The organism is Formosa sp. F44 (assembly GCF_056238645.1).
The window spans coordinates 404,142-430,033 of the sequence record NZ_JBWDLJ010000001.1 but is presented as its reverse complement, the minus strand read 5'-3'; the positions used below and the strand labels follow the sequence as shown (position 1 = coordinate 430,033).

At 36.0% G+C, this 25,892-nt stretch carries 13 protein-coding genes; all 13 read right to left on the bottom strand.

The window, feature by feature from the left end; all coding sequences use genetic code 11:
- Window positions 1–5 precede the first annotated feature (5 nt).
- The 13 genes from AC0UBM_RS01635 to AC0UBM_RS01575 all read right to left on the bottom strand — a co-directional run bounded on the left by AC0UBM_RS01635 (window position 6) and on the right by AC0UBM_RS01575 (window position 25,884).
- The gene (locus AC0UBM_RS01635; protein WP_475687383.1) at window positions 6–1,205 is read right to left on the bottom strand and encodes a glycoside hydrolase family 88 protein; all 1,200 of its coding nucleotides are present in this window, start codon (window positions 1,203–1,205) and stop codon (window positions 6–8) included.
- Window positions 1,206–1,601: 396 nt separating this feature from the next.
- Window positions 1,602–5,777, bottom strand: a complete 4,176-nt coding sequence (locus AC0UBM_RS01630) for a hybrid sensor histidine kinase/response regulator (protein ID WP_475687382.1) — start codon at window positions 5,775–5,777, stop codon at window positions 1,602–1,604.
- A 693-nt stretch (window positions 5,778–6,470) separates the two neighbouring features.
- A complete protein-coding gene (locus tag AC0UBM_RS01625; RefSeq protein ID WP_475687381.1) occupies window positions 6,471–8,027 on the bottom strand; it encodes a T9SS type A sorting domain-containing protein in 1,557 nt (518 codons plus the stop codon).
- A gap of 981 nt (window positions 8,028–9,008) precedes the next feature.
- Window positions 9,009–9,923 carry a glycoside hydrolase family 17 protein gene (locus AC0UBM_RS01620; protein ID WP_475687380.1) on the bottom strand — a complete coding sequence of 305 codons (915 nt, stop codon included), beginning with the start codon at window positions 9,921–9,923 and terminating at the stop codon, window positions 9,009–9,011.
- Between the two features lie 13 nt (window positions 9,924–9,936).
- The gene (locus tag AC0UBM_RS01615; RefSeq protein WP_475687379.1) at window positions 9,937–11,352 is read right to left on the bottom strand and encodes an MFS transporter; all 1,416 of its coding nucleotides are present in this window, start codon (window positions 11,350–11,352) and stop codon (window positions 9,937–9,939) included.
- Between the two features lie 43 nt (window positions 11,353–11,395).
- Entirely contained in the window at window positions 11,396–12,814 is a 1,419-nt protein-coding gene (locus AC0UBM_RS01610) for a glycoside hydrolase family 30 protein (protein ID WP_475687894.1), read from the bottom strand.
- Between the two features lie 97 nt (window positions 12,815–12,911).
- Window positions 12,912–13,916, bottom strand: coding sequence for a glycoside hydrolase family 2 TIM barrel-domain containing protein (locus AC0UBM_RS01605; protein ID WP_475687378.1), 1,005 nt, complete (start codon window positions 13,914–13,916; stop codon window positions 12,912–12,914).
- Between the two features lie 4 nt (window positions 13,917–13,920).
- Entirely contained in the window at window positions 13,921–15,177 is a 1,257-nt protein-coding gene (locus tag AC0UBM_RS01600) for a glycosyl hydrolase family 17 protein (protein WP_475687377.1), read from the bottom strand.
- Between the two features lie 33 nt (window positions 15,178–15,210).
- On the bottom strand, window positions 15,211–16,959 hold the full coding sequence (locus AC0UBM_RS01595; RefSeq protein ID WP_475687376.1) for a T9SS type A sorting domain-containing protein: 1,749 nt from the start codon (window positions 16,957–16,959) through the stop codon (window positions 15,211–15,213).
- Entirely contained in the window at window positions 16,960–20,418 is a 3,459-nt protein-coding gene (locus tag AC0UBM_RS01590; RefSeq protein WP_475687375.1) for a hypothetical protein, read from the bottom strand.
- Between the two features lie 192 nt (window positions 20,419–20,610).
- A complete protein-coding gene (locus tag AC0UBM_RS01585) occupies window positions 20,611–22,281 on the bottom strand; it encodes a glycoside hydrolase family 16 protein (protein WP_475687374.1) in 1,671 nt (556 codons plus the stop codon).
- A gap of 12 nt (window positions 22,282–22,293) precedes the next feature.
- Window positions 22,294–24,399 carry a hypothetical protein gene (locus tag AC0UBM_RS01580; RefSeq protein WP_475687373.1) on the bottom strand — a complete coding sequence of 702 codons (2,106 nt, stop codon included), beginning with the start codon at window positions 24,397–24,399 and terminating at the stop codon, window positions 22,294–22,296.
- Window positions 24,400–24,411: 12 nt separating this feature from the next.
- Window positions 24,412–25,884, bottom strand: coding sequence for a RagB/SusD family nutrient uptake outer membrane protein (locus tag AC0UBM_RS01575; RefSeq protein WP_475687372.1), 1,473 nt, complete (start codon window positions 25,882–25,884; stop codon window positions 24,412–24,414).
- Window positions 25,885–25,892: the final 8 nt, after the last annotated feature.

The window sequence follows — 25,892 nt, the reverse complement described above, 5'->3', positions numbered from 1 at the left end:
TCGGTTTATTTCTTTTTGTCTTCTAATTTTTTCAACTTGAGTAACGCTTCCATATAATAATAATCTGCATAAATGATTGACGCATCAATTTCTGAATTACGTGGATGATGCCCCGTAGAATGTAGTAGTAGTGACTGATTAGTAGCATTGCTTGAGTAAGCATCTGAAGAAAGCATTGTTAAAAAGCGTTTAGCTTCATTAAAATATTTTTCTTGTAATTGCTTGTCTTCAATTAAAGTCGATAATTCTAACATACCACAAGCCGCAACTGCCGCCGCCGAAGCATCTTTTGGCGCATTAGGAATTTTTGGATCATCAAAATCCCAAAATGGTATCCCGTCTTCTGGTAAGCGTTCCAGATATTTATCAGCTAACTTAATAGACGTTTCTAAAAATTCTTTTCGACCTGTTTCTCTATACGAAAAAGCAAAACCATAAATCCCCCAAGTTTGTCCGCGTGCCCACATAGAATCGTCGGCATACCCTTGGTGCGCTACCCCACGAATAAATTCGCCTGTTTCATCATCAAATGAGCCTAAGTGATATGTTGAATAATCTGGTCTTACCAAATTTTTCATAGTGACTTCGGCATGACTTTCTGCGATATCATATAATCTTTTTGACCCACCGTTTTTTGATGCCCAAAACAGCAACTCCAGATTAATCATGTTATCAATAATAGTATTGTGTGGGTATTGTGGTTTACTTGGCCAAGAATGAATACTTCCTACTTTAGGATTATACAGCGATGCTAACGTATCTGCAGCGGCAAGCATAACCGTTTTATAGGCTTCGTTTCCGGTTAATCGGTACCCATTTCCAAAACTACAATACACCTGAAATCCGATATCATGATCTAAGGCCTTTGAATACGCTATAGTCTTAATAGGTTCGGTAAATTCCTGAGCGGCGTGTTTCAAGTTCTCATCTTCAGAAAATTCGTAAGCATACCATAAAACCCCAGGCCAAAAACCACTACACCAATCCCGAACTCCAACCAATTCCCACTGTGTATGTTCTTTAAGAATTGTTCTAGGGAAACTGTCTCGTGTTTTTAATGTACGGGTAGCTTCACTAATTTTTTCGGTATTCGCTTTTAAAACCTGGTCGACCTCAAACGTGTTCGTTTCTTTTTTTGATTGATTACAACTACAGAGTATGAATACTGCACCTAACAGGGTAATGGTGTTCCTAAAAATGTCCATGCTTTTATATTTAATTTTTGAGTTTGTCTATGGAATTATTTCGATACCCTAAAATTAGTTTTTCAGTTAAAGAACAGGTCTAAACTATTGTTCAATATGTCCTAATTATTATCCATTTTATAGTTCTACACATCAAAAAACTCAATAAAGACAAGGGCTTACAAAAATCAGAGGCAAATACATTACCCCAATACCTTTGTTTTATTTCTAAAAGAATTAACTCACGAGTTTGTACCCTAAATTGAAACCAATCCCCCTGCTAAACCGCAAAATGAAACGTAACTAAAAAATAAAGAGACCGCTATAAATTAATATGGCGGCCTCTTGTATAAACGTTGAAATCTTTATTTATGTGTTTACTCTCTTACGCTTTAAAAGCATGAAAAGTATGTTTTTTTATTCCTTATTTCTGTTTTGGTTAATATATTCTGTAGGTGTAAGATTATATAATTCTTTAAATGTTTTACCAAAATAGGTAGAAGAACTAAATCCTGACATATGTGTAATTTCTTTAATTGAATGCGCGCTATTCTGCAATAAGTCAGATGCATATTTTAATCGGATTGTACGGATAAATGTACTCGGATTTTCCCCCGTTATAGATTGTATTTTTCTAAACAATTGAGAGCGCCCCACACCCACTTCATTTAAAATAGTATCTATTTTAAAATCAGGATCGCTAATATGGTTTAAGACTATTTTGGTTATTTTTTCTAGAAAAGCTTCATCTATGGCATTTGTAGTGAGTTCGCTTGAAGGAAGAAATCCTGATAACACAGAGAATTTCTCTCGTAACTTTGCCTTAGCTTCTAATAAATTTTTAATCCGCGCGCGCAACACTTCAATTTTAAAAGGTTTAGGAACATAAGCATCTGCACCATGATCGAAACCAGAAATTTGATCATGATCTCCTGTCCGTGCGGTTAATAAAATAATTGGGATATGGCTCGTCTCTAAGTCCGATTTTAAAGCTTTACACATTTCAAAACCATCCATTTTTGGCATCATAACATCGCTAATAATAAGGTCTGGATATCGTTTTAAGGCTTTCTTCAATCCTTTTTTTCCATCCTCGGCCGTAATTACATTATAGTAATCTTCTAAATCGTCTTTTAAATGTACCCTTAACTCTCTGTTATCTTCTACAATTAAAACGGTATGTGTTTTTAGCGTTTCCGTGTTGGATGCTTTCTGTTCTGTATCCATTTCGGTATTAGACACCAATACATCATATTCTACCGATTTCATCGAATTTATTAAAAACTCGTTTTTTTCATGCGCTACTTTAGCGAGTTTGCCTTGAGTTTTAATGGGTAGTCTTACTATAAATTCACTTCCTTTTTTAGGTGCGCTATGTACTAGAATTTCACCTTGATGCATATCGACTAAACTTTTTGTAAAATGAAGTCCGATACCCGTTCCTGATTTTGTTTCGTCTAAATTATAAAACCTAGAAAACACATGGTCCAGTTGCTTTTTCTTCATACCACGCCCCGTATCTTTAATACTAATTTCAACGTAGTCTGTTAGCGATTTCGAATTAAATTTTAAAGGGTTTACTTTTGGCTTCTCCACTGATTCAACCGATTTTACGGTCACCGCAATGTCTCCGCCATAATCGGTGTATTTTATCGCATTAGAAATTAAATTCGTGATGATTTTCTCGACTTTATCAAAATCGTAAATTCCAGAACAATGCGCCACATCAGACTGAAACGTATAGCTAATTTGCTTGGTTTCTGCTAGCCCTTTAAATAGGTGGAAAATAGTTTCGGTAAACGCCACTATATCTCCACGCTCTAATTGCAAAGGCGCCATTCCTGCATCCATTTTTCTATAATCTAACAACTGATTAATTAAATGCAACAAACGTCTAGCGCTTCTTTGAGCTGTATGTGCAGACGATTCGACCACATCGGTTTCTTTTATATGATTTAAAATTTTATCTAACGGATTTAAAATTAAAGTTAATGGCGTTCTAAATTCATGAGATACATTAATAAAAAACTCCAGTTTCATTAAATCTAACTTATGCTTCTGTGCATCTTCAATAGTTCTAGAATACAATCTTAAAAATGTCCAAATCAATAATGAAGCTATAGCAAAATAGGCCACATACGCCCACCAGGTTTTCCAAAACGGCGGGGACACTGTTACTTGTAGTGTACGTGCTTGTTGCACGTCCCAGGAATCGTCTAAAGATGCTTTTACTTTAAAGACGTAATCGCCTGCTTGTAAATTCGAGTAATTAACTTGTCTATTATGTCCGGCTTTAACAAAATCGTCGTCTACACCTTCAAGCTGATATCTATATTTAACTTGATCTGGGTTGTTTAAAAACAAAGCTTCAAAATCGAATGAAATGTTGTTTTCGTTATGGTTTAAGTGAATCTGGTTTGTTTCAGAAATAGTCTGCTTTAATAACACGTGCCCATTTATAGTATCGCCAACGTGAACAGGTCTATTATTCAGGTGAAGATTAGAAATTACTGGCGAAAGTGTCGTTATGGAATCTGAGAGAATGGACTGTGGATCAAACACATTAAATCCGTTTAAACCTCCTGCTAAAATGCGACCATCTGTTGTTTTTTCTATGGATTTACTCTGGTATTCTATACCTTGTAAACCATCTGTAATATTGAAATTTTTAAAATGATGTGTCTCTGGGTTAAAAACGGACATACCACTTTTAGTAATTAACCAAACCTGTTTTGCATGGTCTATTGTTAGGCCTACAATTAAATTATTCGGTAACCCATCTTTGGTGGTATATGATTGTAAGTGTTGAAATTCCGAATCGAATTTATGTAATCCGTTATCGGACGCCAACCAAATAGTACCAGAAGCATCTTCAATAATATCGTTTATACGTACCCCTTTTATGTTCTGATGGTTCACCGCTTGCACCTGAATATTTTCAGGGATAAAAGCTTCTAGCGTATTTAAATTTAAACTGTTTAAACCTTGCGTGGTCCCTATAATTAATCGGTTTTTCGAATCGACAAACAAAGACACTATAAAATTACTGGCTAAACCTGTATCAACATTAAACTGATTTTTAAACTGATGGAAACGCTCTGTTTCTGGATTATACAGATTTAATCCTTCCGATTTTAAACCCAACCAAATTCTATGTTCGGCATCTTCTACCCCAGTCCAAACCGAATTCTGCGCTAGCGTAGTTGTATCCAATTCATGATGCATAAACTGTTTAACTTGTCCTGTATCTGGATCAAACCGATTTAATCCGCCGTCGAATGTGCAAATCCAAATATATCCATCGGCACCTTCAAAAGTATATAGAATTTTATTGGAGCTAAGTGTATTAGAGTCGTTAGGATTATGAGTAAAATGTGTAAACGTCTGCGCTTTTTCATGAAACAAGTTGAGTCCCTGATTATACACGCCTAGCCAAATACGTTGTTTAGAATCCTGTAATACAGACTGTACAATTTCGCCGTTTAATCCCTTAGGATTATTAGGTTGATAATAATAGTGACCGAATGCATTTTTTGAAAGTTGAAGTTTACTTACGCCTTTATTATAGCTTCCAATCCAAAATATACCCGTATTATCTTGAAAGATTTTGGTAGGCTGATTGTTTGGCAATGAAAATAAATCGGATGGATTATTTACAATATGTTGCTTAATGGATTTAAAATTCGCATCGAACAGATACAGTCCGTGACCATCGGTAGATACCCAAATGAGGCCTGTGCGATCTTTATAAATGTCGTTTATCGGAATATGTTTATCGACTAAAGCTACCTGATTAAACTGATTGGTTTTTCGTTCCCAATGCACCAAATTAGCCAAGTCATTTCCTATCCAAAAATCCCCTAGCGCATCAATATATATACTTTTAGAAATATGGTTTAATTCGTAAGACGTTTTATGCTCTATTAAAATCCGTTCGAAATTATTTTCTTGTGCATTGTACTTATTTAGGTGTGGCCCATTAGTACCAATCCATATGGTATCTTGCTCATCCTGAACGATAACATTTACAATATTATTATCTAGCGAGTACTCGTTACCACTCGAATGTTTATAATGCGATATGTTAAACGGAGACGATGCCTCTTTATCTGGATCTAATTCAATTTTCACAGCACCAGAATTGGTTCCTACCCAAACAGTATGGTGTAATTTATCGTAAAACAATGTATTAACAACGGTACCGTTTTCAGCGCTAAAATCAATGTTTTTAAAAATTTGAATACGAGAAAACCGATTCGTTTTTTTATTCAGTACATTTAATCCATTATTGGTCCCAATCCATAAATTCCCGGCTTTATCTCCAGTAATGGCATTAATTCTAATGTTACTAATTGTGGCCGAATCTGTTTCATCTGGTCGAAACACTTCAATATCGTAACCATTAAACTTATTTAAACCATCAATAGTTCCAAACCACAAATACCCATCTTTATCTTGAAAAATATCTAAACAGGTACCACTAGACAAGCCGTCGACAGCGTTAATATTTTCAAATTTCAGAGTGTTATATTGAGCCGATAACGAAACAGAAAACAGAAATAAAACGATAAGCGTATACCATTTTAAACTCATAGCTGTTTTTTAAATTTTAGAATCATATGTATTGAGGTTAAGCAGAAAAGAATATGCAAACCTTACAAACATAATTAAATTTAATGGCTAAATAAACTGTTACAGTGTCCAGTTTAGGTTTTGAATTTTGGATTGATTATTATCCTTTTAATTCTTTATTAATACGGTAACCAAACCGCAATTTCCTGAACGTTCAAAACTTTAGGTCGGAAACTTAAATTCTATTTGATAATCATTTCTCAATAACTTAAACTTATTTAAGTTCGACTTACATCAAAAACCTGGATGGATAATTAAAACTCTAACAACCACAAAAAGTCAAGTAAAAGCTACCAAGGTAAACGTAAGCAAAGTAAATTCTATTTGCCGATACCATATAGAAATCTACCATATACAGAGCGAGTTACTAGAAATTCAAAGCACAGAAAATAGACAATAACATTAATTTACACAGTAAAATCAACCAGCTCATTAATTACACCATTCATTTTCGTTGTTTTGTAGTGTAAAAATATATTTTTTAGGATGTAAATCACGTTTAAAACAATGCTGTTTTGGGTCCCAAATACGAGATAGAGCCCATAACTCTTAAAAAACAACTATAAAAAAGAGACCATCCAAAAAACTACAGAATAACATTTGTAATCTTCTTTGGACAGCCTCATTCTAAACAATGCTGATTTTTATATTATCTTATTTTTTTAATAATTTCAAAGTGTGAACCCCACTTAAAGTTTTTATTTGAGCAAAATATATTCCCGACTGTAAATGTGTTCCATTAATCTGTGCTTCATTTGCATTGGGAGACAACCTTAATACAGTTTTGCCTGAAATATCAACAACATTTATAATTTCTATTTTAGTGGTTTGGGTTTTAACAATCCAATAATCACTTGTCGGATTTGGATAAGTACTAAAACTTAAGTGTTCAAAATCTTGAGTGCCTAAAACAGTGCCTTTATTTACCGAAAAATAAATATTATCGAAATAAACAACTTTAGTATTCAAATCTGATTCTGTTCCTAACTTAAACTGTAAATAGTTAGTTTTATTAAATCCTTTTCCTTCAAAGAATGACAAAGGAATATCAACACTTTGCCAAGATCCAAAAATAAGTGTGCCATCATTTCCTGTTGGTGTCATTTCGTAATTAAATTCCCCACCACCAATAAGAATAAATCTAACGTGGTGACCACTAACTCCTGCTTCTCCAGGTTGAGCAAAATAATCAAAATGAACCCAGTTGTATTCTGTAACATCCGTAGCAACATTGGTACCTTCACCATATCCTTCAATAGAGAAATCCATTTTAATAGCTTGATTTACTTCTGTTCCAGGTTCTAAATCAGGCACATCCACATAACTACCAAATGCATAATCTGGTGTCCAAATATTTGTAAAACCACCAGTATCTCCGTAAACACTTAATACTGTGCTATCCAATGTTACTGGAATTGGTGCACTATTTGGTAACGTTGCAGCAAAAGAAATAACATAATTTTTAACCGTAGTACCATCAGCCGATGTAACCGTAACGGTAGCGTCACCAGGAACAGTCGAAGATTGTGTGATAACAAGATTTGCATCTACATTACTTGCTATTGCCTCGGTAATTTGTGGAACAACAGTTGTTCCTAGTTGAATCTCATAGAGGTAATTAGTTTTTGCCGATGAAAATCCATTAATCGTCATACCTTCTACTTTTAAATCAATTAAAGATGCATCTTTTAATGGATCTGCTGCTGTTTTCCAAAAATACAAGTTGTCCAAATAAATAGTACCTCCGTTACCATTATCAAATTTAAATTGACGTGCAACATTTAAATCACCTGTGATATTAGCCACAGGAATATCTAAGGATTTCCATGCTCCAGCACTTTCAGATATTGCATGAGGAATTTCATCGCCAGAACTAATTACAAAAACGTTAGGAGATTGATTATTTGTCCATACATCTATATGTAAAAATTCCATCTCCGATATATTTTGTGTTTCAAAATCTGTTCCTTGGTAATTAAAGTTAGCATAACTTAGTGTATTGTTTCCTGCTATAGAAACCTCTGTTGCAGTTGTTGCCTGGCCCCAACCTGGATTAATATTAACACCACCAACAGGTGTATAAGCATCACTAAAAACTGAAATAACATCAACAGCATTTCTAACTGGCGGTGTTGGCGCAGCTTCTGTGGGAGACTGGGAATACCCTAAAGACATAACTAGCATAGCTAATAATAATGTAATTTTTTTCATAATAAATGGTTTTAGTTAATCGTTTAAAAAACGAATTTTATGTATTACAATTTAGCCCGACATCATTTGTAAATTCACATAATTAAACACTACAAAAAACATACAATGCAATAAATATGCGTTTTTTTTGACATATTCATGATTTTATCCGTGTTTACATAGCTTTACAAGGCATTCGCATATTAAGCCATTTTGCGCAGTACTTAGCTTATTTAGAGTGTTGTATGGGTGATGTTGTGGTGGTAATTTATCTTGTTCTGGAATTAACAAATTTTAAAATGATTGTTTTAAACACAGAGTAAAAATTAATAGCGCATTAGGGCGCAGTAATTAAATAGTATCGTGTAATACACTTCATTTATCAGGGAATTAACCACCTCTTTAGAACTATTAATTAATACTATTTACATTGAAATAAAAGCAAATAATTGTCTGTATATTTCATCTCATAGCACAGCTATTCATTATATTTTATGATATTAAATGATTTAATCAGGTGTAAGTAAGGTCTAACCCTATAGTTTCGAATGCCCCAAAATCCAATACAATTAGGTTTGAGGTCTATTTTTCTAATCGATTTAAAAGAGTGACCATCAAAAACAGAACCCCCATGGTAGACTTTAATCTTAACAAGAATTAGTAAAGCATTACAACATTTATTAGGTACTATAAAGTGGATAAAAAAAATAAGCATGTAGTAATGTATTGAGCTTGGTAGATAATTCAAGTCCATGAACCTTATAAATTGGTAAACACTAGAGTCGGTTGAATTTAAGAAAGGATCTTTGTAGTAAGGAAAGGAGATAAGCGTGTATACAAAATCCAAAAAAGTAATAGATTTACAGATTTAAGAAAGTGGCTATTTTGGTAATAACTATACTTTAATTTTATGCTTAAGTAAATAACGCTGTGGAAAAGAGAACATGTAAAATTGGAATACAATCAGTAGATTAATAAGAAATATACGTCGTTATTAAACCTTTATTTTTTATAGATAAAAGGAATTTTACTATAATATTTAGGGGTTTCATTTTTATCCCATAGCCCCCAATAGGCGCCTACATCGCCTTCTGTCCCCACTTTCCAAGACTCATCAAACGAAGAAAAATAAAACAAATCTATATCATCTTCTTTAGACCATTCTTGTGCATTAATAAAATATTTAATGGCGTTTTCGTAAGAAGGTTTAGCACCATGCAACCCTAATCCTTGACTAGGCCAACCGGTTTCTGTAATGATTACGTGTTTACCTTGAGCCGCTTTTTTTGCTCTATTAAACATATCTTTCATATAAATAAGAGCATACTCCTGAGCGCAACCTTCCCAATACGGATAACAATTTGCTAAAATTACATCGCAAGCTTCTGTTATTTTTGGGCGGTTTACAAATTCGTAGTAGGCATCGACATAGCCTATGGGAAGTTCTGGAATGGCGCTTTTAACCTCCTTCATATATTGTAAAAGTTCCGCTTCAGATAAATCCTTACGATATAAGACTTCATTTCCTACTGCTGCTATATCGACATGGCCATTTTTTGCCAATTTAATTAAGCCTGCAATTTCTTTTGCATTGATATCATCATCTTGTCCTAACCAAGCACCTACAAGTGTTTTTAGTCCTAGTTCTTTAGCAATTTCAGGTATTAATTCATTACCATCTGTACACGAAAACGAACGCACCCAACGGGTATGAGGTTTTAAAATTTTTAAACGTCTTCTTATTTGAGCTTCACTAATTTTATCTCCTGCTTTCTGTCCTTCTTCGTATGCACTAAAACAAATACCGTGTACACCTTCTTTTAAAATGCGACGGCATGTATTTTCTAATCCTCTTAGTGTTTTATCCTCGTGACTACCACCAGAAAGCGATAAAATATTCTCTTTTCTATAAGACATATTATAATGCGATTTACTTATCTTTCTTGACTTTACGTTGTTCTAACGCCACTCTAATTTCATTTGTTTTTTCTTCGGTAAGATCGTATTTACGCATCACTAAAATAGCTATTAAGGTGCCTACTATAGGTAATCCCGAGAAGAAAAACCGTAACCCAAATATGGCATTATCAGACTGAGAACTCGCATCTGCATCGAATCCAATCATCGATAATATAAGTCCGCTTAATAGGCCCGCAATGGCAAATCCAAATTTTACCATCCACCAGTAAATAGCTCCAAAAACACCTTCTCTTCGTAAACCTGTATTTAGTTCGTCTAAATCAATAACATCGGCAGTCATAGACATCATCAGAGTAAATAGGCTTCCTATTCCAAAAGCGAAAAATGGTAAAGCAAAAATAAACATATAGGGTTTTCCTGGTATAAACAGAAACCAAAGTAGAATATATCCTAAAATGGAAATACTTTGAGATGCTAAAAACGCATTTTTCTTACCCATTATTTTAGACATTTTTGCTACAATAGGAATTACCATAAACGTGGTAGCTAAGGCACCTAAACTGCCGAATAATGTCGGCCATATTCCTGCGGCACTAGCATCGCCATTAAACAAATAGTAAACCACAATAAAAAAGGTAAACGCAGCTACTGTATTAAAAGCATTAAAGACTAAAAACGTAGCCACACATAACTTTCTAAACGGCTTATTTTTAAAAGCTTCTTTAAATCCATCGATTATGCCATTAAAACTATTCCCAATATTTTTCATATTTAAGGGCGCATAATCTTCGTTTATCGTAGATCTACTTTTAATAAAAATCGCTGGAATCATAGCGAAAATCATACAGATTATTCCCACCCAAACGGCAATACTTCGTGTGGCCACATCGGCAGATTCAAACCAATCTTGATCGTACATAATAACCCAAAACCATGGCGCAATAACCCATGCCCATTGCCCTATCCATTGCGCTACAGCCATGATATTAGTACGTTCATGGAAATCGTCACTCATTTCGTAGCCCATAGCCACATAAGGCACACTAAAAATGGTTAAACCGAGATAGAAAATAAACGACCAAATCATGAAATAGATAAAGTTATAATCGATACCATCTTCTCTATGCAATTGCCATAAGACTGAAAACGAAATTCCCATTAAAATAGCTCCAATAAAGACATACTGTCTACGCCGGCCCCACTTCGATTTTGTGTTGTCTGAGATAAATCCCATAATTGGATCGGTAATGGAATCGAAAATACGAGGTAAAAAGAAAATCACACCCCACATCCACCCTGGAAATCCTAAATCTTGTACTAACACAACCATAAAAATCCCCATTGCAGCTGGAAACATTTGATTCGCGAGCATACCAACTCCGAAAGCAACTTTTTGACCGAACGGAACTTTATTTAAATGAGACATCTTTCTAGTGTATTTTAGTTAGTTAAACGCTTGCTGAATACTTTTACAACTCAGTTAGCATCACGGTTTGAATGGCTTGTGCATCAATTGAAAACTCTACTGTATTTTCATCTAATGTTAAGCTGATATTTTTTGGCGTTTTAGTTTCATTAAAAATCACAACTGCAATAGAACCATCTGGATTTTTAACAGAAGATACCATCAATGAGTCATCTGAGTTTTCAACACCGATAACCTCAGCTCCTGGACGCATATATTTACTAAAATGAGCCATAGTGTAGTAAAGTGGCGTAAAATAAACTTCGTCTGCATCAGGATCTACAATAACCGGCGCTACACACCAATTTTCAAACCAGTTTGGTCCACCTTGTCGGTCTAACACCATGTTCCAATCTACCCAACCATCTACCCAATTGTTAAGGCAACCAATAATATCTCTCGCATACCGATTTACAGGCGCGTATTTTGGGTGTAAATGTTTGTCCTCTGGTGCAGCCCAATCATATCCCCAATCTGTAGCTTCTTTTTTCCAATACCAAGCATCGTCTTTCCAAACGGGAACCTGAGAATCTATACAACCTTCCGTTTCTATTAAGAGTTTATTTGGTGCTTTGTTATGTGCATATTGCAGGGCTTCTGGGAAAACTTCATAAGTACTTTCATACCAATGAATCGCTGTCCCGTCAAAATATTTAGAAGAAGATTCACTTCTGTACATTTCATCTACCCATTCGTTTAAACCGGCTCTGTTTTGATCGTATCCTAGAATAATTTTATCGCCGTAACCATCTTTCTCTAGTTTTGGTCCTAAATGAAACTCGACAAAATCGGTCATTTCTTTTGGAGAGAAATGCATACTTTCCCAATTATTACCATTGCCATGAGGTTCGTTTTCTACCGTGAATCCCCAAATATCAATACCTTCAGCTTTGTACGCATCTAAGTATTTCGAGAAAAATAACGCCCAAGTATCGTAATATTCTGGCAGTAATTTTCCCCCAACCCATTTTCTATTATCTTTCATCCAAGGCGCGGCCGTCCATGGTGAAGCAAAGATTTTAAATCCGTCTTCAGACACATCCATAGCGTCTTTTATCATCGGAATTAAATCGTCCATATCTTCTTCAATCGTAAAATGCTCTAAATTTTTATCACCCGCTACAGGAGAATATGAGTAATTCGTAAGAGAAAAATCGCAAGAATTCATATGTGTTCTGGTTAACGAATAATTCGCGCCTTCTTTAGCAAAATAGGCGTGTAAAATCGTGTCGCGATTCGCTTGGCTTAATTTGTTTAATAAGTATGCCGAAGATTCTGTAAACGCCCCCCCGAAGCCAGTAATGGTTTGAAATGTTTGCTCAGGGGATAGTTTTAGGTGCACCGTATCTTTGTTCGACTTAAAAGTTTCTAGTTTTGTAAGACTGTTACCTTTTTCGGAGGTTTCATAGACTTCAAATGTCATAGCATTAACGGTTGTGTCTTTAGGTTCGGTTTTACAACTGTGTAATGCAATCATCATTAAACAGAAGGTTACTAGGTTTAGTTTGTTCATATCTCAATTATTTTATCTGATTGTATTTTGCTTTTATAACAGTAAAAGTTTCTTTTTTGTTTCTATTGATATCTACAATGCCCCAGTATTCTTCGTTCGGAGATCCATCGTAAGGCACGCCACTACTATTTGGTGCCCAACCACCAATATCTTGTTGGTCTGGATGCCCCGCTTTCCACCAGCCATCTGTGAATGAAAACATAGTGACTCCTGCACATAGATCTAGATTTTCAATGATTTTATCTAAAATCATAGCATTAGCTTGCGCTTGAGCGTGCTGATTTTCTCCTTGCTTAAAGCCGTCGCTTTCCATAGTCATATAACTATCGCCACCAGCTTCAGAGATATACATGGGCTTATCACTTATTGCTGTCCATTGTCTAAAAATCTCTTCCGGATTATCCCAACGGTATACATTCATACCCCAAACATCTATGTTAGGTGAAAGTGATAATGCGATATCGTCTGGCAACTCGCCATGTGCCGTTGCCACCGGGTGATTGGAATCGTTTTTATGAATTAAATCTGCAGCAGCATTCATGGCTTTATACCAATTGTTTACATCGCCATTAAACCATTCGGGATGATAATTATATTCGTTCCCCAATTCCCACATAAGAATAGCAGGATGATGTTTATAGGTATTTACATAATCTATAAAACTCCCAGAATACACATCGAAAAACCCTTTTTGGTCGTAGCCAAAACCTATTATTACTTTAATACCTGCCTCGGCAATTTCATCTAACACAGCTTCATCATCTATAGGTGCATACGTCCTAATGGTGTTTATCCCGGCCTCCTGCATTAAGGCTAAATCCTGACTTAAAGTCTTAAAGTCTCTATGTTCTGATCCTTGTGGTACGGGATGATAACAAATGCCTTTAATGGTATACGCTTCATCATTTACCTGTAAATGTCGACCAGAGGTTGTAACCTGCGAAGCAACCGACTCTTGCTTACAGCCGTAACAGCTAACAGCAAGAAGTATTATTATAAGTGCGTGTTTCATAATGTTAATTTTTAATTGGTGGCACTGCAACGGTTTCCATTAAAGCCACTTTATTACCTCCAAAAGTTTTTGTAATCGGCTTTCCATTTCTGGTCAATCCTTCAAAAACGCCTTGATCGACTAAATCCCATAAAGCATATTTGGCTTCTCCATTTAAATTGATAAGGCCAAAATGATTTTCGGAACCTAAGGGATTATTGGCATCTTTCCACTGCTCGTCGAAAGCTTCAAAATAAAAGCAAGACATTCCATTTTCGTTTGTCCAGTCTCGCATAGATTTGTAATACAAGGCTTCTTTATATTCATCTGTAGCCTTGGAACCCATTTCTCCATACAATGCGTTAGACACGCTCGCCCAACCTGTTTCTCCAATATGAATTGGTTTATTTACACCTAAACTCGTCATGTAATTGTAAACACTATCGTATTGCGATACGGCATAGGCTTTAGCGCGTGCCATAGCAACTTCAATCTTTTCTTCGTCTGATAAATCTGCTTCACTGTCTTCAACACCCCAAAATACAGGATGATAATGGGTATCGTGCATTGGGTAGGTATGCATAGAGATATAATCGACAGTTTTAATTAGTTGATTTAAATCTTCTGTATGGTATTCGGCATCGCCTCCACCCCAAGACGCAAAATTGTCTGAGCTTGTAATCCATAAATCAGTTGGTAATTCTCCTGATTGTTTTAAGTCTTGTAAATGATGTACCCATTTTAAAATCACGCCCGGCTGTACGTAATAACTCGTCGCCCATTTTACCATGGCTTCATTACCCACTGCAATAATTTTAACGATGTCTGGATATGCTTTTGTTAACTGAACAGCCGTTTCTATCTCAACAGCATTTCGTTCACTTTCTAGACTATGGTCTGGCTCGCCGTTAGCGGAATTGAATGCATTTTTACAATCTATCCACGCGCCAAGCATCACATACATTTCAAAACTTGGATCCGTTGCTTTTAGTTCACTTATCGCTTTTAACAGATTAGCCGCCTGATCTAAATGCACATTATAGGTCCGTAAAACTTTTATGCCCATGGCTGAAAGAATCTTCAAATCGTCTTTCAATTCTGCCATAGTAGGTTGAATATCTCGCGTGTTTTCACGATAACCGCCATAAGAAATAGCCAGGTATTTTGGATTCCCTAAAATAGCTGCTGCTGTCATTGTTTTTTCTTCTTTAGGTTTATTTAAACAATTAAATAGTGTCATTAATGCAAAAAAACAGAAGGCTATTTTTAATACTTTATTCATAAATATATATTTAATTGACCTTAATTTTAGAGCTTATTCTTTAAGTAATTTCACGATACGAACCCCCTTAGATGTTTTAATTTTAGCAAAATAAAGTCCACGACTAAACGGAGAAGCATCAAGCTTAACTTCATTTGAAGGTTGAGTAATTGTCATAACATGTTTCCCTAAAATGTCATATAATTGAATAGATTCTATAGTTTCAATTTTTATTCTAAACGTCCAATTTTCTTGTGTTGGATTAGGAAATACACTAACCTCTATAAGGTCAACATCTTTAATACTTAATACAGTGCTTTCCTCCCAATAAATATCATCTAAGGCAAATTCTGCAGAAGCACCACTATCTTCTAAAATCACGAATTCGTAACTTAACATCCTTAGGTCTATAAATTCTCCTCGAATGTCTGAAATCGGAATAGTAGCCTGTCCCCATTCCCCATTTCTTGTCAAACCAAAAGTGGTTTGATGCGCAGGAAAACTAACATAATTCTGATTTCCCCAAGCGTCGACAATTCCAATTTTGAAAGAGACATGAGCAGGTATTTTAATTTTAAATTTCAAGTTTCCTTCACCGAAATCTAATAAATTGACAGGTTGAACAGATAAAATTCCAGCACCAAACCATCCCTTTCCTGTCGTGGTCCATGTGATGCCGTTTTCACCTTCATAAGGTGGAATTGACCCATCTATAAGTGTAGATTCCCAAACATATATTTCAGAACTTTCTCCCGCAACTAAACCATCGTTAACCTCTGTTTTATCTGTAAAAACACCAAACTTTCCCGATTTCGCTATAGGCGGACCTGTAACCACTTCGCCTTGTCCATTCCATTCGGAAACTTTTATATAATCGATATACATGTCTGCTGGAAATCCCATTGAAACAGGGCTACCTGTTCCAGGATCACCAAGATTATAGGCATCGGTAAAAGCACCTCCAATAGCCAAATTTGCGATCAAGTAAAACGGTTGTTGGAATTCCTCCGACTCGTCATCTATAGTAAAAGGTTCTGTGTACAAATCGTATTCTATACCTTCATCAATAACAGTAAATCTCAGGCTGTTTTCGTCCCAATATGTTCTGTAAATAATAAATCTATCGTTAAGTGGCAGATCGTGATTGTAATAAGGTCTACAATATTCATCGTTAGGATCCCATGCAATACTTGCTGCTCCCGTAGGATTATCTGGCACCAATGCGGCATCGGAATAAAAGATAGCATTTGCTCCAACAACCTGATTAACTGTCGAGTTTTTTAATCCGTTTCCACCATTATGTGTATCATGTAAATCTCGAAACACTTTTTGGTGCCCCATTTCCATCATATCGATTTCACCTTTTTGTGGCCATGTATAATTCGATGTTCCTAATAACCAAACTGCTGGCCATCCGCCTAAATCTAAGTTTGGCACTTTTACTCTTGCCTCGATAACACCATATTTAACAGATACTCGCGCTTTGGTATCAATTTTCCCGGAAGTATACTGTAATGGATTACCCCAAATATCATTAATACCAGGACCTGATTCCCGTTTTGCAACAATATGCACACCGTTATTCCCTGATTCACCTGGAATAGCCCCGATAGTTACATTATCTGGCCGATAAAATTCTAATTCACCATTTCCCCATCCCCAAGAACCGTTTCCAGTATTTTTGGTCCAATTATCCAGATTATCAAAATTATCTTCCCAAATAACGTCTCCTATTTGAGCATTCGAGTACTCTGCAAAAAGCACAAAACTAGCAACCACTAAAATTTGTTTTATCCTATTCATCTATTTATTAATTGAAACTATGATTCTATTTATTAAGCCACTTCTCTTAAAAATAGATGTAGAGACCTCCTTATTTAAACTGATATCTTTAAATTGAATGTGAGAATTATCGTTGTAAAAAACCTCCACTCCTTGGTGTTCAGAAATTTTATAAATCACAGGCACCTGACAATATGTAAAACCTAATTCACCTTCTTGAAGTGCGATAGTTTGACTTTCTTTCTGAATAGTAGTTATACTAAACGATGCTGCTGCTTGTAAAAACTCTTTAGTTTGTAATAACCGTGGATTAAACACAATTTTACCCGCTTCTACAGACACCCCTAATTCTCCTGCTCTACTTAATACATCTTCTTTAACTTGCCCAGTCATTCCTGGTTGTTGTGCGCCTTTGGTTGCTGGTGTATGCGAGTACGGATCTGTTGGGAAGGCACCATATAATTCGGGTGATTTATGTACGCCTATACCGGCATTGATTTCGTAATAATGATCTAAAAGACGACCGATAATTTCATCCGATTCTTGGAGTTTAATAGCCAATAAGCAATTTTCCTGTACCGCTAGTAATAATTTAGAAACCATATGCCAGTATATAGATCCTAAACCTTCGTAACCAAAGAAGGTTCCTGAACGCCCAGTAAAGGATTTATGATCGAAAATATCCTCGAATATTTGTAATACTAATACTCTATCTTCTTCTACTAATGTTCTATATTTTTCATCTAACTCTGCTAATGCAACATCTAAACTTTTTGCATTATTAAAACCACCATTAAAATGATAATTTCCTAAGAAATCTTGTTCTATAACCTGTCTGTTTCCATCTTGAACTAAGGTTCTCAATAAATTAGATTGTTCTACATTTTCTGATGGAATATTATTTTTTTGATCAAATCGAGGTAAGTCTTTGTTTGGATATAAAATGTAACTGTATTGATCTGCTCTAAACAACGCACTGTGCTTTAAACTATCTAATAAACTTAAGCCTTGAATTGCCGAAAGATACTTAGAACTTAACACAGCAACTTGACCTTCTAACATTTCCGACAAGTATGAAATAGATACTTCATCCTCGTTTTTAATCGTCATTAAGTTATAAGCATGATACATATTATCTTCGCGTTTATTGGCATCGATACTATGTTCTAAATATGTAGTTGTAATCGTAATAAAATTTAGTAACTCTGATTTTGTCACTGAAGCTTTCTGACTAGAAAAACTAGAGTTATAAATGGTTTCTCTATACACACTTCCTGCAGTTCCTAAACCGTCTAATACGGTTTTTCTATTTCTATCTGAAACACCCTCTGCAAGAATGCTTTTATTGTCTTCTAAAGTTGACACGACGGCTTTGAAAAACGTGACTAACTCCTCAGAAATGTCTGTATGCTCTACATCAGATTTCTCTACTAAATCCTTAAAGAAGTCTAGAAAACGTCTTAAGTAATATAACGTAACCATAGATACACCATTTCCTACCAAAGCATTATTGGCATCGTTCCATTCTGGGCGTTGTGTATTTAACCAAATACCACCTTCAGGAATAAAATTAGACACCTTTGCTAATACGGTAGCTAGTAATTTCTCTATTAAATTAACACGATAAATGGTCGCGTTTTGGTCTACTAATAAAGCGCCATCTGCACCTAATTCGGCACGTTTTTCGTCTATCGCAGTATTTAATTTATAATCGAAATCTATAGTGTCTTTCGGGTTGTTTAAAATATCTGAATACGACTTGATTTTATAAGGTACGTTAGCATATACAAACACATCCTGATTGAAGCGTTTTGCTAAAGTTCCTGGATAATAATCTTCGCTAAATTCTAAGAATTTAAGGAGATAAATAATTTGGTGATCTCCCCAATACCCGATGTAAGACCATGGATCGTCTTCTTCAATCACTTCCCAATCAAAACCATCTTTATTCACACGATAAGGGTTATAGCCTTCGAACGTCGTGGCATTTAAGAATTTATGAATCATGCCCTCAATAAACTCTGGATACGCATGTGCTAAAGCTTCCCAATTCTGGAAGATATCTCGCCAGTTCCCTTCGTAATCTAATATTTTAGAACCGTCTACTTCACTTTGCGTGTTTATAGAAAATTTATTCCAAGGCCTGCTTGGATCTCCATGTCTTCTACTAAATTTAAGTGGTAAATATTCTAAACATAGGCGTTTAAAATCCCGATCGTTACTTGATTCTGCTATACTTTTTATGTCGTCTAGTATAAATACATCTGGTAATTCGTTTATAATGCTTTCGTTTTGTTTGAAAACATGTTTATTTGCTTTGGACAGATATATAATAAAATCGGCTTTCTCTATCTGATAATTATCATCGAAAATTCCACCACGCATAATATTAAAAAGCGTGTTAGAAAAATGTCTCATGTTAATAAGTGGGTCTGCAGTAACTTGTAACCCATCAGCCGCCCCCGACAATGCAATTAAACGTTTTGTACCGGCATCGATATCCTCTTGAATAATACTTGTGATGTTTGGTTCTTGTTTTAAAAGTTCAGAAACTTTAACGACATCTGAGATGGTTTGATTTACATTGGCAACAAACATCCAGTTTTCTGATGTATTGGATTCTAAAACTAAATCAGATGAAATAAAGTAAGCTCCTTTTTCGGCTTTAACATCTATTTCTTCCGTAATTGTTTGGTGTGTTCTAAAGGCATTTAATTGTCTTGAAGACAATAAATGTGTTGCATTACTAATCCCAGAAGACCATACAATATTGGCTTTTAAAGCTTCGCTAGGTTCGGCCTTATCGACAATAACTGCACTTAATGCAAAAATTCCTAAACCAACTTCGGTTTGCAATTCGCTTTTCTTATATGCATCTACTAAATTACTACTGCTATTTTGTAATGCTGAAGTCACTCCAGATGGCAATAGGTTTTGAAGGCCGTCTAAAACCGTAACTTTAATGGTGTTTTTTGAATGATTTTCTAGTGTAGATTTCTTCACAAATCCGAATTGATTGCTAGAATTCCACTCGTACTTAAAGGTTAATTTTAAATCGTGATTTACCTCTTCGAATACCACTTTATTTCCATAGCTATTCTTATAAACATGTCTTGAGATTTTATATAATCCCGTTTGTCTTTCCGAAAACGGTTCCCAAATAATAGATTGCCCTTTTATATGGATTTGAAAGATGGTTTTACTTCCCGTTATATCGGCTAACTCCGTGATCTTATCATCGGTATAATACGGAAATAACGCCGATTCTGCATTTTTACGTCCTGCAGTTAATCCGCCATTACTTGAAATAAACATCCAATGGTTGGAATCGCTAACAATGCTCATAAAAAACGGACGCATGCTATCGCTATTCGAAATTTTATAAAATGTTTCGCCATTAAGAGTGACTAGTTTTTTGTCGGAATTAGTAGTATTAAAACTATTGCTTGTCTTAGATTCTTTATGCATTGTATTTTTCATTAATCTTGAATTATATTGGTATTATTTAAAAATTTAAACACCATATAGCCTTTTAAAATCCCCAGCATTGTACTGCTTATTAAAGACCACTTTTTTAGGTTAAAATTTTGTTTTTGGCATATGCTTGTTTTGTTTGTAAAGGGCAGTGTGATTAAGCTAACTGCCCCTTAAAAAAACAAACTACAAACAATATTATTGGTAAACTCTTACGTAATCTATTTCCATGGAATCACTAGTAAAGTCTGGATCAATATCTCCTCCTAAACTACCGCCCATAGCCACATTTAAAATCATAAAGAATTCTTTATCATAAAATGGTAAATCGGCATTATTGTCTAATTTTACCACTTGAATATTATCGACTAGAATTATTAAGTGTTCCGCAGTCCATTCTAATGTATACAAATGGAATTCCGATGTCATTTCACTTACTGCTAACGTTTCGCCGTAACTCGCATTCGCATTTGTGCTCGATTCAAACCAATGGAAAGTTCCTAGTGAGGTGTTTTTATCCCATCCAGTTTGTTCCATGATATCTATTTCTCCACACAAGGGCCACCCCACGGTTTCAAAATTAGAACCTAGCATCCAAATCGCTGGCCACGTACCTTGAGCACCAGGTAGTTTTGCTTTGGCTTCGATACGACCGTATTTAAACGCTTTTAGCCCCTCAGATTTAAGTCTTGAAGATGTATATGCATTTCCGTCTTTTATGGCTGTAATCTTTAGTATACCATCTTCCACAATAACATTACTAGCATCGTCTGTATAGGTTTGTACTTCCTGGTTTCCCCAACCGCCTGCACCTAAATCGTAGATCCAGTTTGTAGCGTCTGGTGCGCCATCGGTATCAAATTCATCTGACCATACTAAGTCATTAAATTCGGATTCAAAATCAACTTCACCTTCAACAGGTTTACTCGACGTAAACACTTGGTACCACGCTCCAAATCCTGGCTGAATGATTCTAACATGTAATGTGTTTTCTGTTACTGAAATAATATCGTAGCTACTCGCTCCAACGTACCAGCCCATAAATCCACCATCAGATATTTCGAAAGCGGTTCCTCTATAAGGCATATCTTTATAACTTCCTTCTAAAGCGGCCTTAGAAGTCGATGGTAAAAAAGACACGTTTTTAACACCAAACATTCCTGTCGCTACAGTTTCGTCGTGACATGTATCTCCATCTATACCAAGTTCGTCGGCATAAGCACCAGGAACAAAAGCAGGTCCTACAGTTTGTTCAAAAGTTAATCCCTCACTTGTACGTGTAAATACAAATTCATTCGTATACATACAATATTTCTCTTCATCCCAAGGTTGAATGGCATTCCACCATGCTTCATAAGCAAACTCACCATTTCCATAATCGTCTTCAATAGGTCCTAAACCTACATGTAAAGGTATATTCGCTGCCCAATACCAAGTTTTAGAGTCCCCTACCAGTTCTCCTGCCATTAAGTTTTCTGCATCGACATCAGAGAACGAGCTAAACACCTCTACCTCCATAGCGGTACTGGATTTAATACCTCCAGTTCCAACAGCATTAACCACTACAGTATAAGTATTAATACCGGTAGTTGTAAAACGGTGTTCGGTTACACCAGACGGCGCAACACCTGTTTTTCCATCTCCAAAATCGAATTGATAAGTGATTTCGTTATTTGCTGTAGATGTAAAAACGACAATACCGCTCCCATCACCGTAAGGATTATCTGCATCTACGCCTAGTATTTCTGCAGATATAGTCACTGCAGATGGCGCCATAATTTCACCTATGGACACATCGTCTTCTTGGCAACTTGTAAGCAAAAAGGCAAACGAAAGAAAAAGTCCTATATAATATTTTATGTTCTTCATAATTTTTAGTTTTTATATTCTTACCAATTTATATTGCCAGAATGTTCCTGATCCTGTTCCCGTTTCTACAGTAACACGTAGTGTATTGTTATCTATAAACGTCACGTTGTAAGTAATAGAATCGGGTGCATTAGCGGCATCCGAAAGTTCACCTTCGTTATTTGCTTTTGCCAATCCAATGAATGATCCCTTACCATCTAGGGTTAATACACCATCGTTATACATATAGGTTGCTGCAATAGAACCGTCGAATGGCGCAATAGGTGTTCCGCAACCATCAGTACCACCTTGCCAAGATTCTAACCAAGTCGATCCTCCAAACTCATTTTTAAATGAGCCATCTGCTCCAAACACATAAACATCATCGTAAAAACATGCCCGTTCTGTAACACATGCATCGTCGCAATTCCACCAAGATACATCACCTATACTAGGGCCAACGCCCAAAGAACCTGCATCGGTAGACAGTTGCCAAGTTCCTGTTAGCGGCGAGCTTACTACGCCCTCTCTAACTAGAGTAAACTGCCAGAATGTACCTGAACCTGTACCGGTTTCAATACTCACTTGTATCGTATTTGGATCTGAGAAAGTGGCTTTATATGTTACGGAATTTGGTGTTTCGGAAGCATCTGTTAACTCACCTTCATTCGTAGCTTTTGCTAGTCCTATAAAGGCACCTTTACCATTAATAGTAATTTCATTTGTGCTTTCATTATACGTGTAACTTGCTGGATTAGATCCATCGTGTGGTGCAATTGGCGTTCCACAACCATCAGAAACACCTTGCCAAGCCTCTACCCAAGTAGCATCTCCCATTACATTTTTAAATGTTCCGTCTTCGCTAAACACATACGTATCATCGTAATAACAAGCACGATCTATAACACAAGCGTCATCACAATTCCACCATGTAATATCACCTACCGCTGGACCAACACCTAATGCACCTGCTGCAGAAGACATTTTCCATGTTCCAACCAAACCTGTATCAATTCCTGAAGGCACTTTATAAAAGAATACATTGTCGATAAATAGTGTACCGCTTCCAGATGGCACACCTTCTAATTTAAATTGTATGGTATTTGAAAAATCTAATGAACCATTTGCATCGGTAAATGCAGTAAGCGGAATATCGAAAGAGGTCCATTGGTCTTGTTTTAATTCTAGGTTGTAAGGCGTTTCACTTGTCGTTCCGTCTGCTGCTGCCGTAATAGGAAATAATAAGGCATTAAAATCTGCTTCGGCTGTCCATACATCAATATGAATAAATTCCATTGCTGAGGCATTAATAGGAGCGCCACTAAAATCGATACCTTGATACGTAATATCTCCATATTGAATGGTATTATTTCCTCCAACCTGAATTTCTGTATAGGTGGTAGTTTGTCCCCAATTTGGGTTGTAATCTATAGATTCCGGATTAGTATAAGAATCACTGTAAATTGAAATCACATCACCTTGTGCTCTAATTGGTACTGGAGCAGCCTCTAAAGGTTGAAGAATTGCCGTTACTTCAAAGGCTTCAGAATATTCTGTAGTTTCTGCCGCAGCACTCATAGCCACCACTTTTATAGTATACGTTCCGGCGTCTTGATACTGATACGAAATCGTTTCATCTACATTTAAAGGCACCGGTTCTTCACTTGGATTTTCCCCGAAATACACTTCAAAACCAGTTGCAAAATCTGCTGTTGCAGACAGATTGACTTGCTTAGAAATAGCCGCATCATTTTCAATAGTCACGACTAAATTCTCAGGCGTTTTAAACGACACCACAACACTCTGCGTGGCCGCTGTTGTTAAACCATTTAAAGACACTGCAGTTATGGTAGCCTCGTACACACCTTCTTTGTAAACATGCGAAGCACCTTTTCCTGGGGTAATATTAACTTGGTTTTCTGAACCATCTCCAAAACTGACATCGTAACTCACAGCGCCTTCTGCTATAGGCGTAATAGTTACTAAGCCCGTATTGTCTTGCGTTACGCTAATTGAAGCGGATACATTTGTAGGCGCTGCAATATCCTTTACGTAATCGGTATTATCGTCTTCAGTACACGCAATTGCTATAAGGGCAATAACCGCTAAACTGAATGCGTATTTTATAAATTTCATCATAGTGTGTTAGTTTTAATAGTTTGCATTTTGCTCCCAGTTTCCATTAGAAAATTGAATTTCTTCGATTGGAATAGGAAATACCTCGTTTTTACCTGTTGTAAACCCGTCTATTTCCGAACCTCTACCTGTTCTTACTAAATCGAAAAAACGATGACCTTCTCCAACAAGTTCTACACGTCTTTCGTGTGCAATAGCATCGGTAAGTGTTGCTCCTGTTGCTTTAACATCGTTTGCTGTACCGAAAGCTCTTGCTCGTACTCTATTTAAATATTCTTGTGCTTTTACATCGCTAATGCCACCACGGTTATAAGCTTCGGCAGCCATTAATAACACGTCTGCAAAGCGAATAGCTCTGTAGTTGTTGGGATTTGTTAGGTTTTGATCTCCTGTATTTAAATCTCCTTTTCTAGCAATGTATTTTCTGTTGTAATAGCCTGTATGCTCATTACCTTCTCCGTATGTGGCATTGTTAGTAGCGGCCCACGCCACGATATCCAGAATAGCAACATCTTTACGTAAGTCACCGTCTTCAAATTCGTCTACAACTTCTTGCGTTGGTAAATTAAAACTGAATCCTGAATCGAATACAGGTCCTGTATAATTTCTAATTCCGTTGAAACCAACAGCTACATTTCCTTCACTACATACTAAACATTCGAATCCTGCGCCTTCGGCATCTGAATATTGCACCTCGAAAACAGATTCACTATTATTTTCGCCGTCTGTTTCAAAAATGCTATCGTAGTCACTTACTAATTGATAAGGTCCGTTTGCTATAAGATTATCTAAAACGCTAGTCGCTTCCGAGAATTTTTCTTGGTATAAATACGCTTTTCCTAAAAGCGCTTGTGCAGATCCTTTTGTCGCTCTACCTGTTTGTGGTGCGGTATAATTTAAGTGTTCAATAGCATAATTTAAATCGGCTTCAATTAAAGCATACACATCTGTTATTGGAGCACGTGGTAAAACCGTTTCGTCTCCGAATTCGAATCTTGTTTCTTTTAAGGGCACTGGTCCGAACCATTTTACCAGCTCGAAATAGTAATACGCTCGTAAAAAACGTGTTTCTCCAAGAATAATTTCTTTACCGTCGAAGTCGGTTTTATCTTGAAATTCTAAAATAAAATTAGCTCTATTCACTCCAGCATACATCCAATCCCATAGATTTTTTAATTCACTATTTACAGGTGTATGTATCATTTTATCTACTTGTTGCCAAGACACAACATCGGTCGCACTTTCTCCTCCTGCAACGGTATTATCTGAAGCGATTTCACCTAAGATGACGTTTAAATATGTAGATTGTAATAAATCGTAAGCACCAACTAAGGCATTATAATAATCGTCTTCAGAATTGAAATAACTTTCTGAATCGATACTATAGCGATCGACTTCTTCTAAGTAAGTATCGCTACAAGAATGAATTGCAAAGACACATAGACATGCAACTAATCCTGCTGATATTTTGTTTATATATTTTTTCATATTGCTTT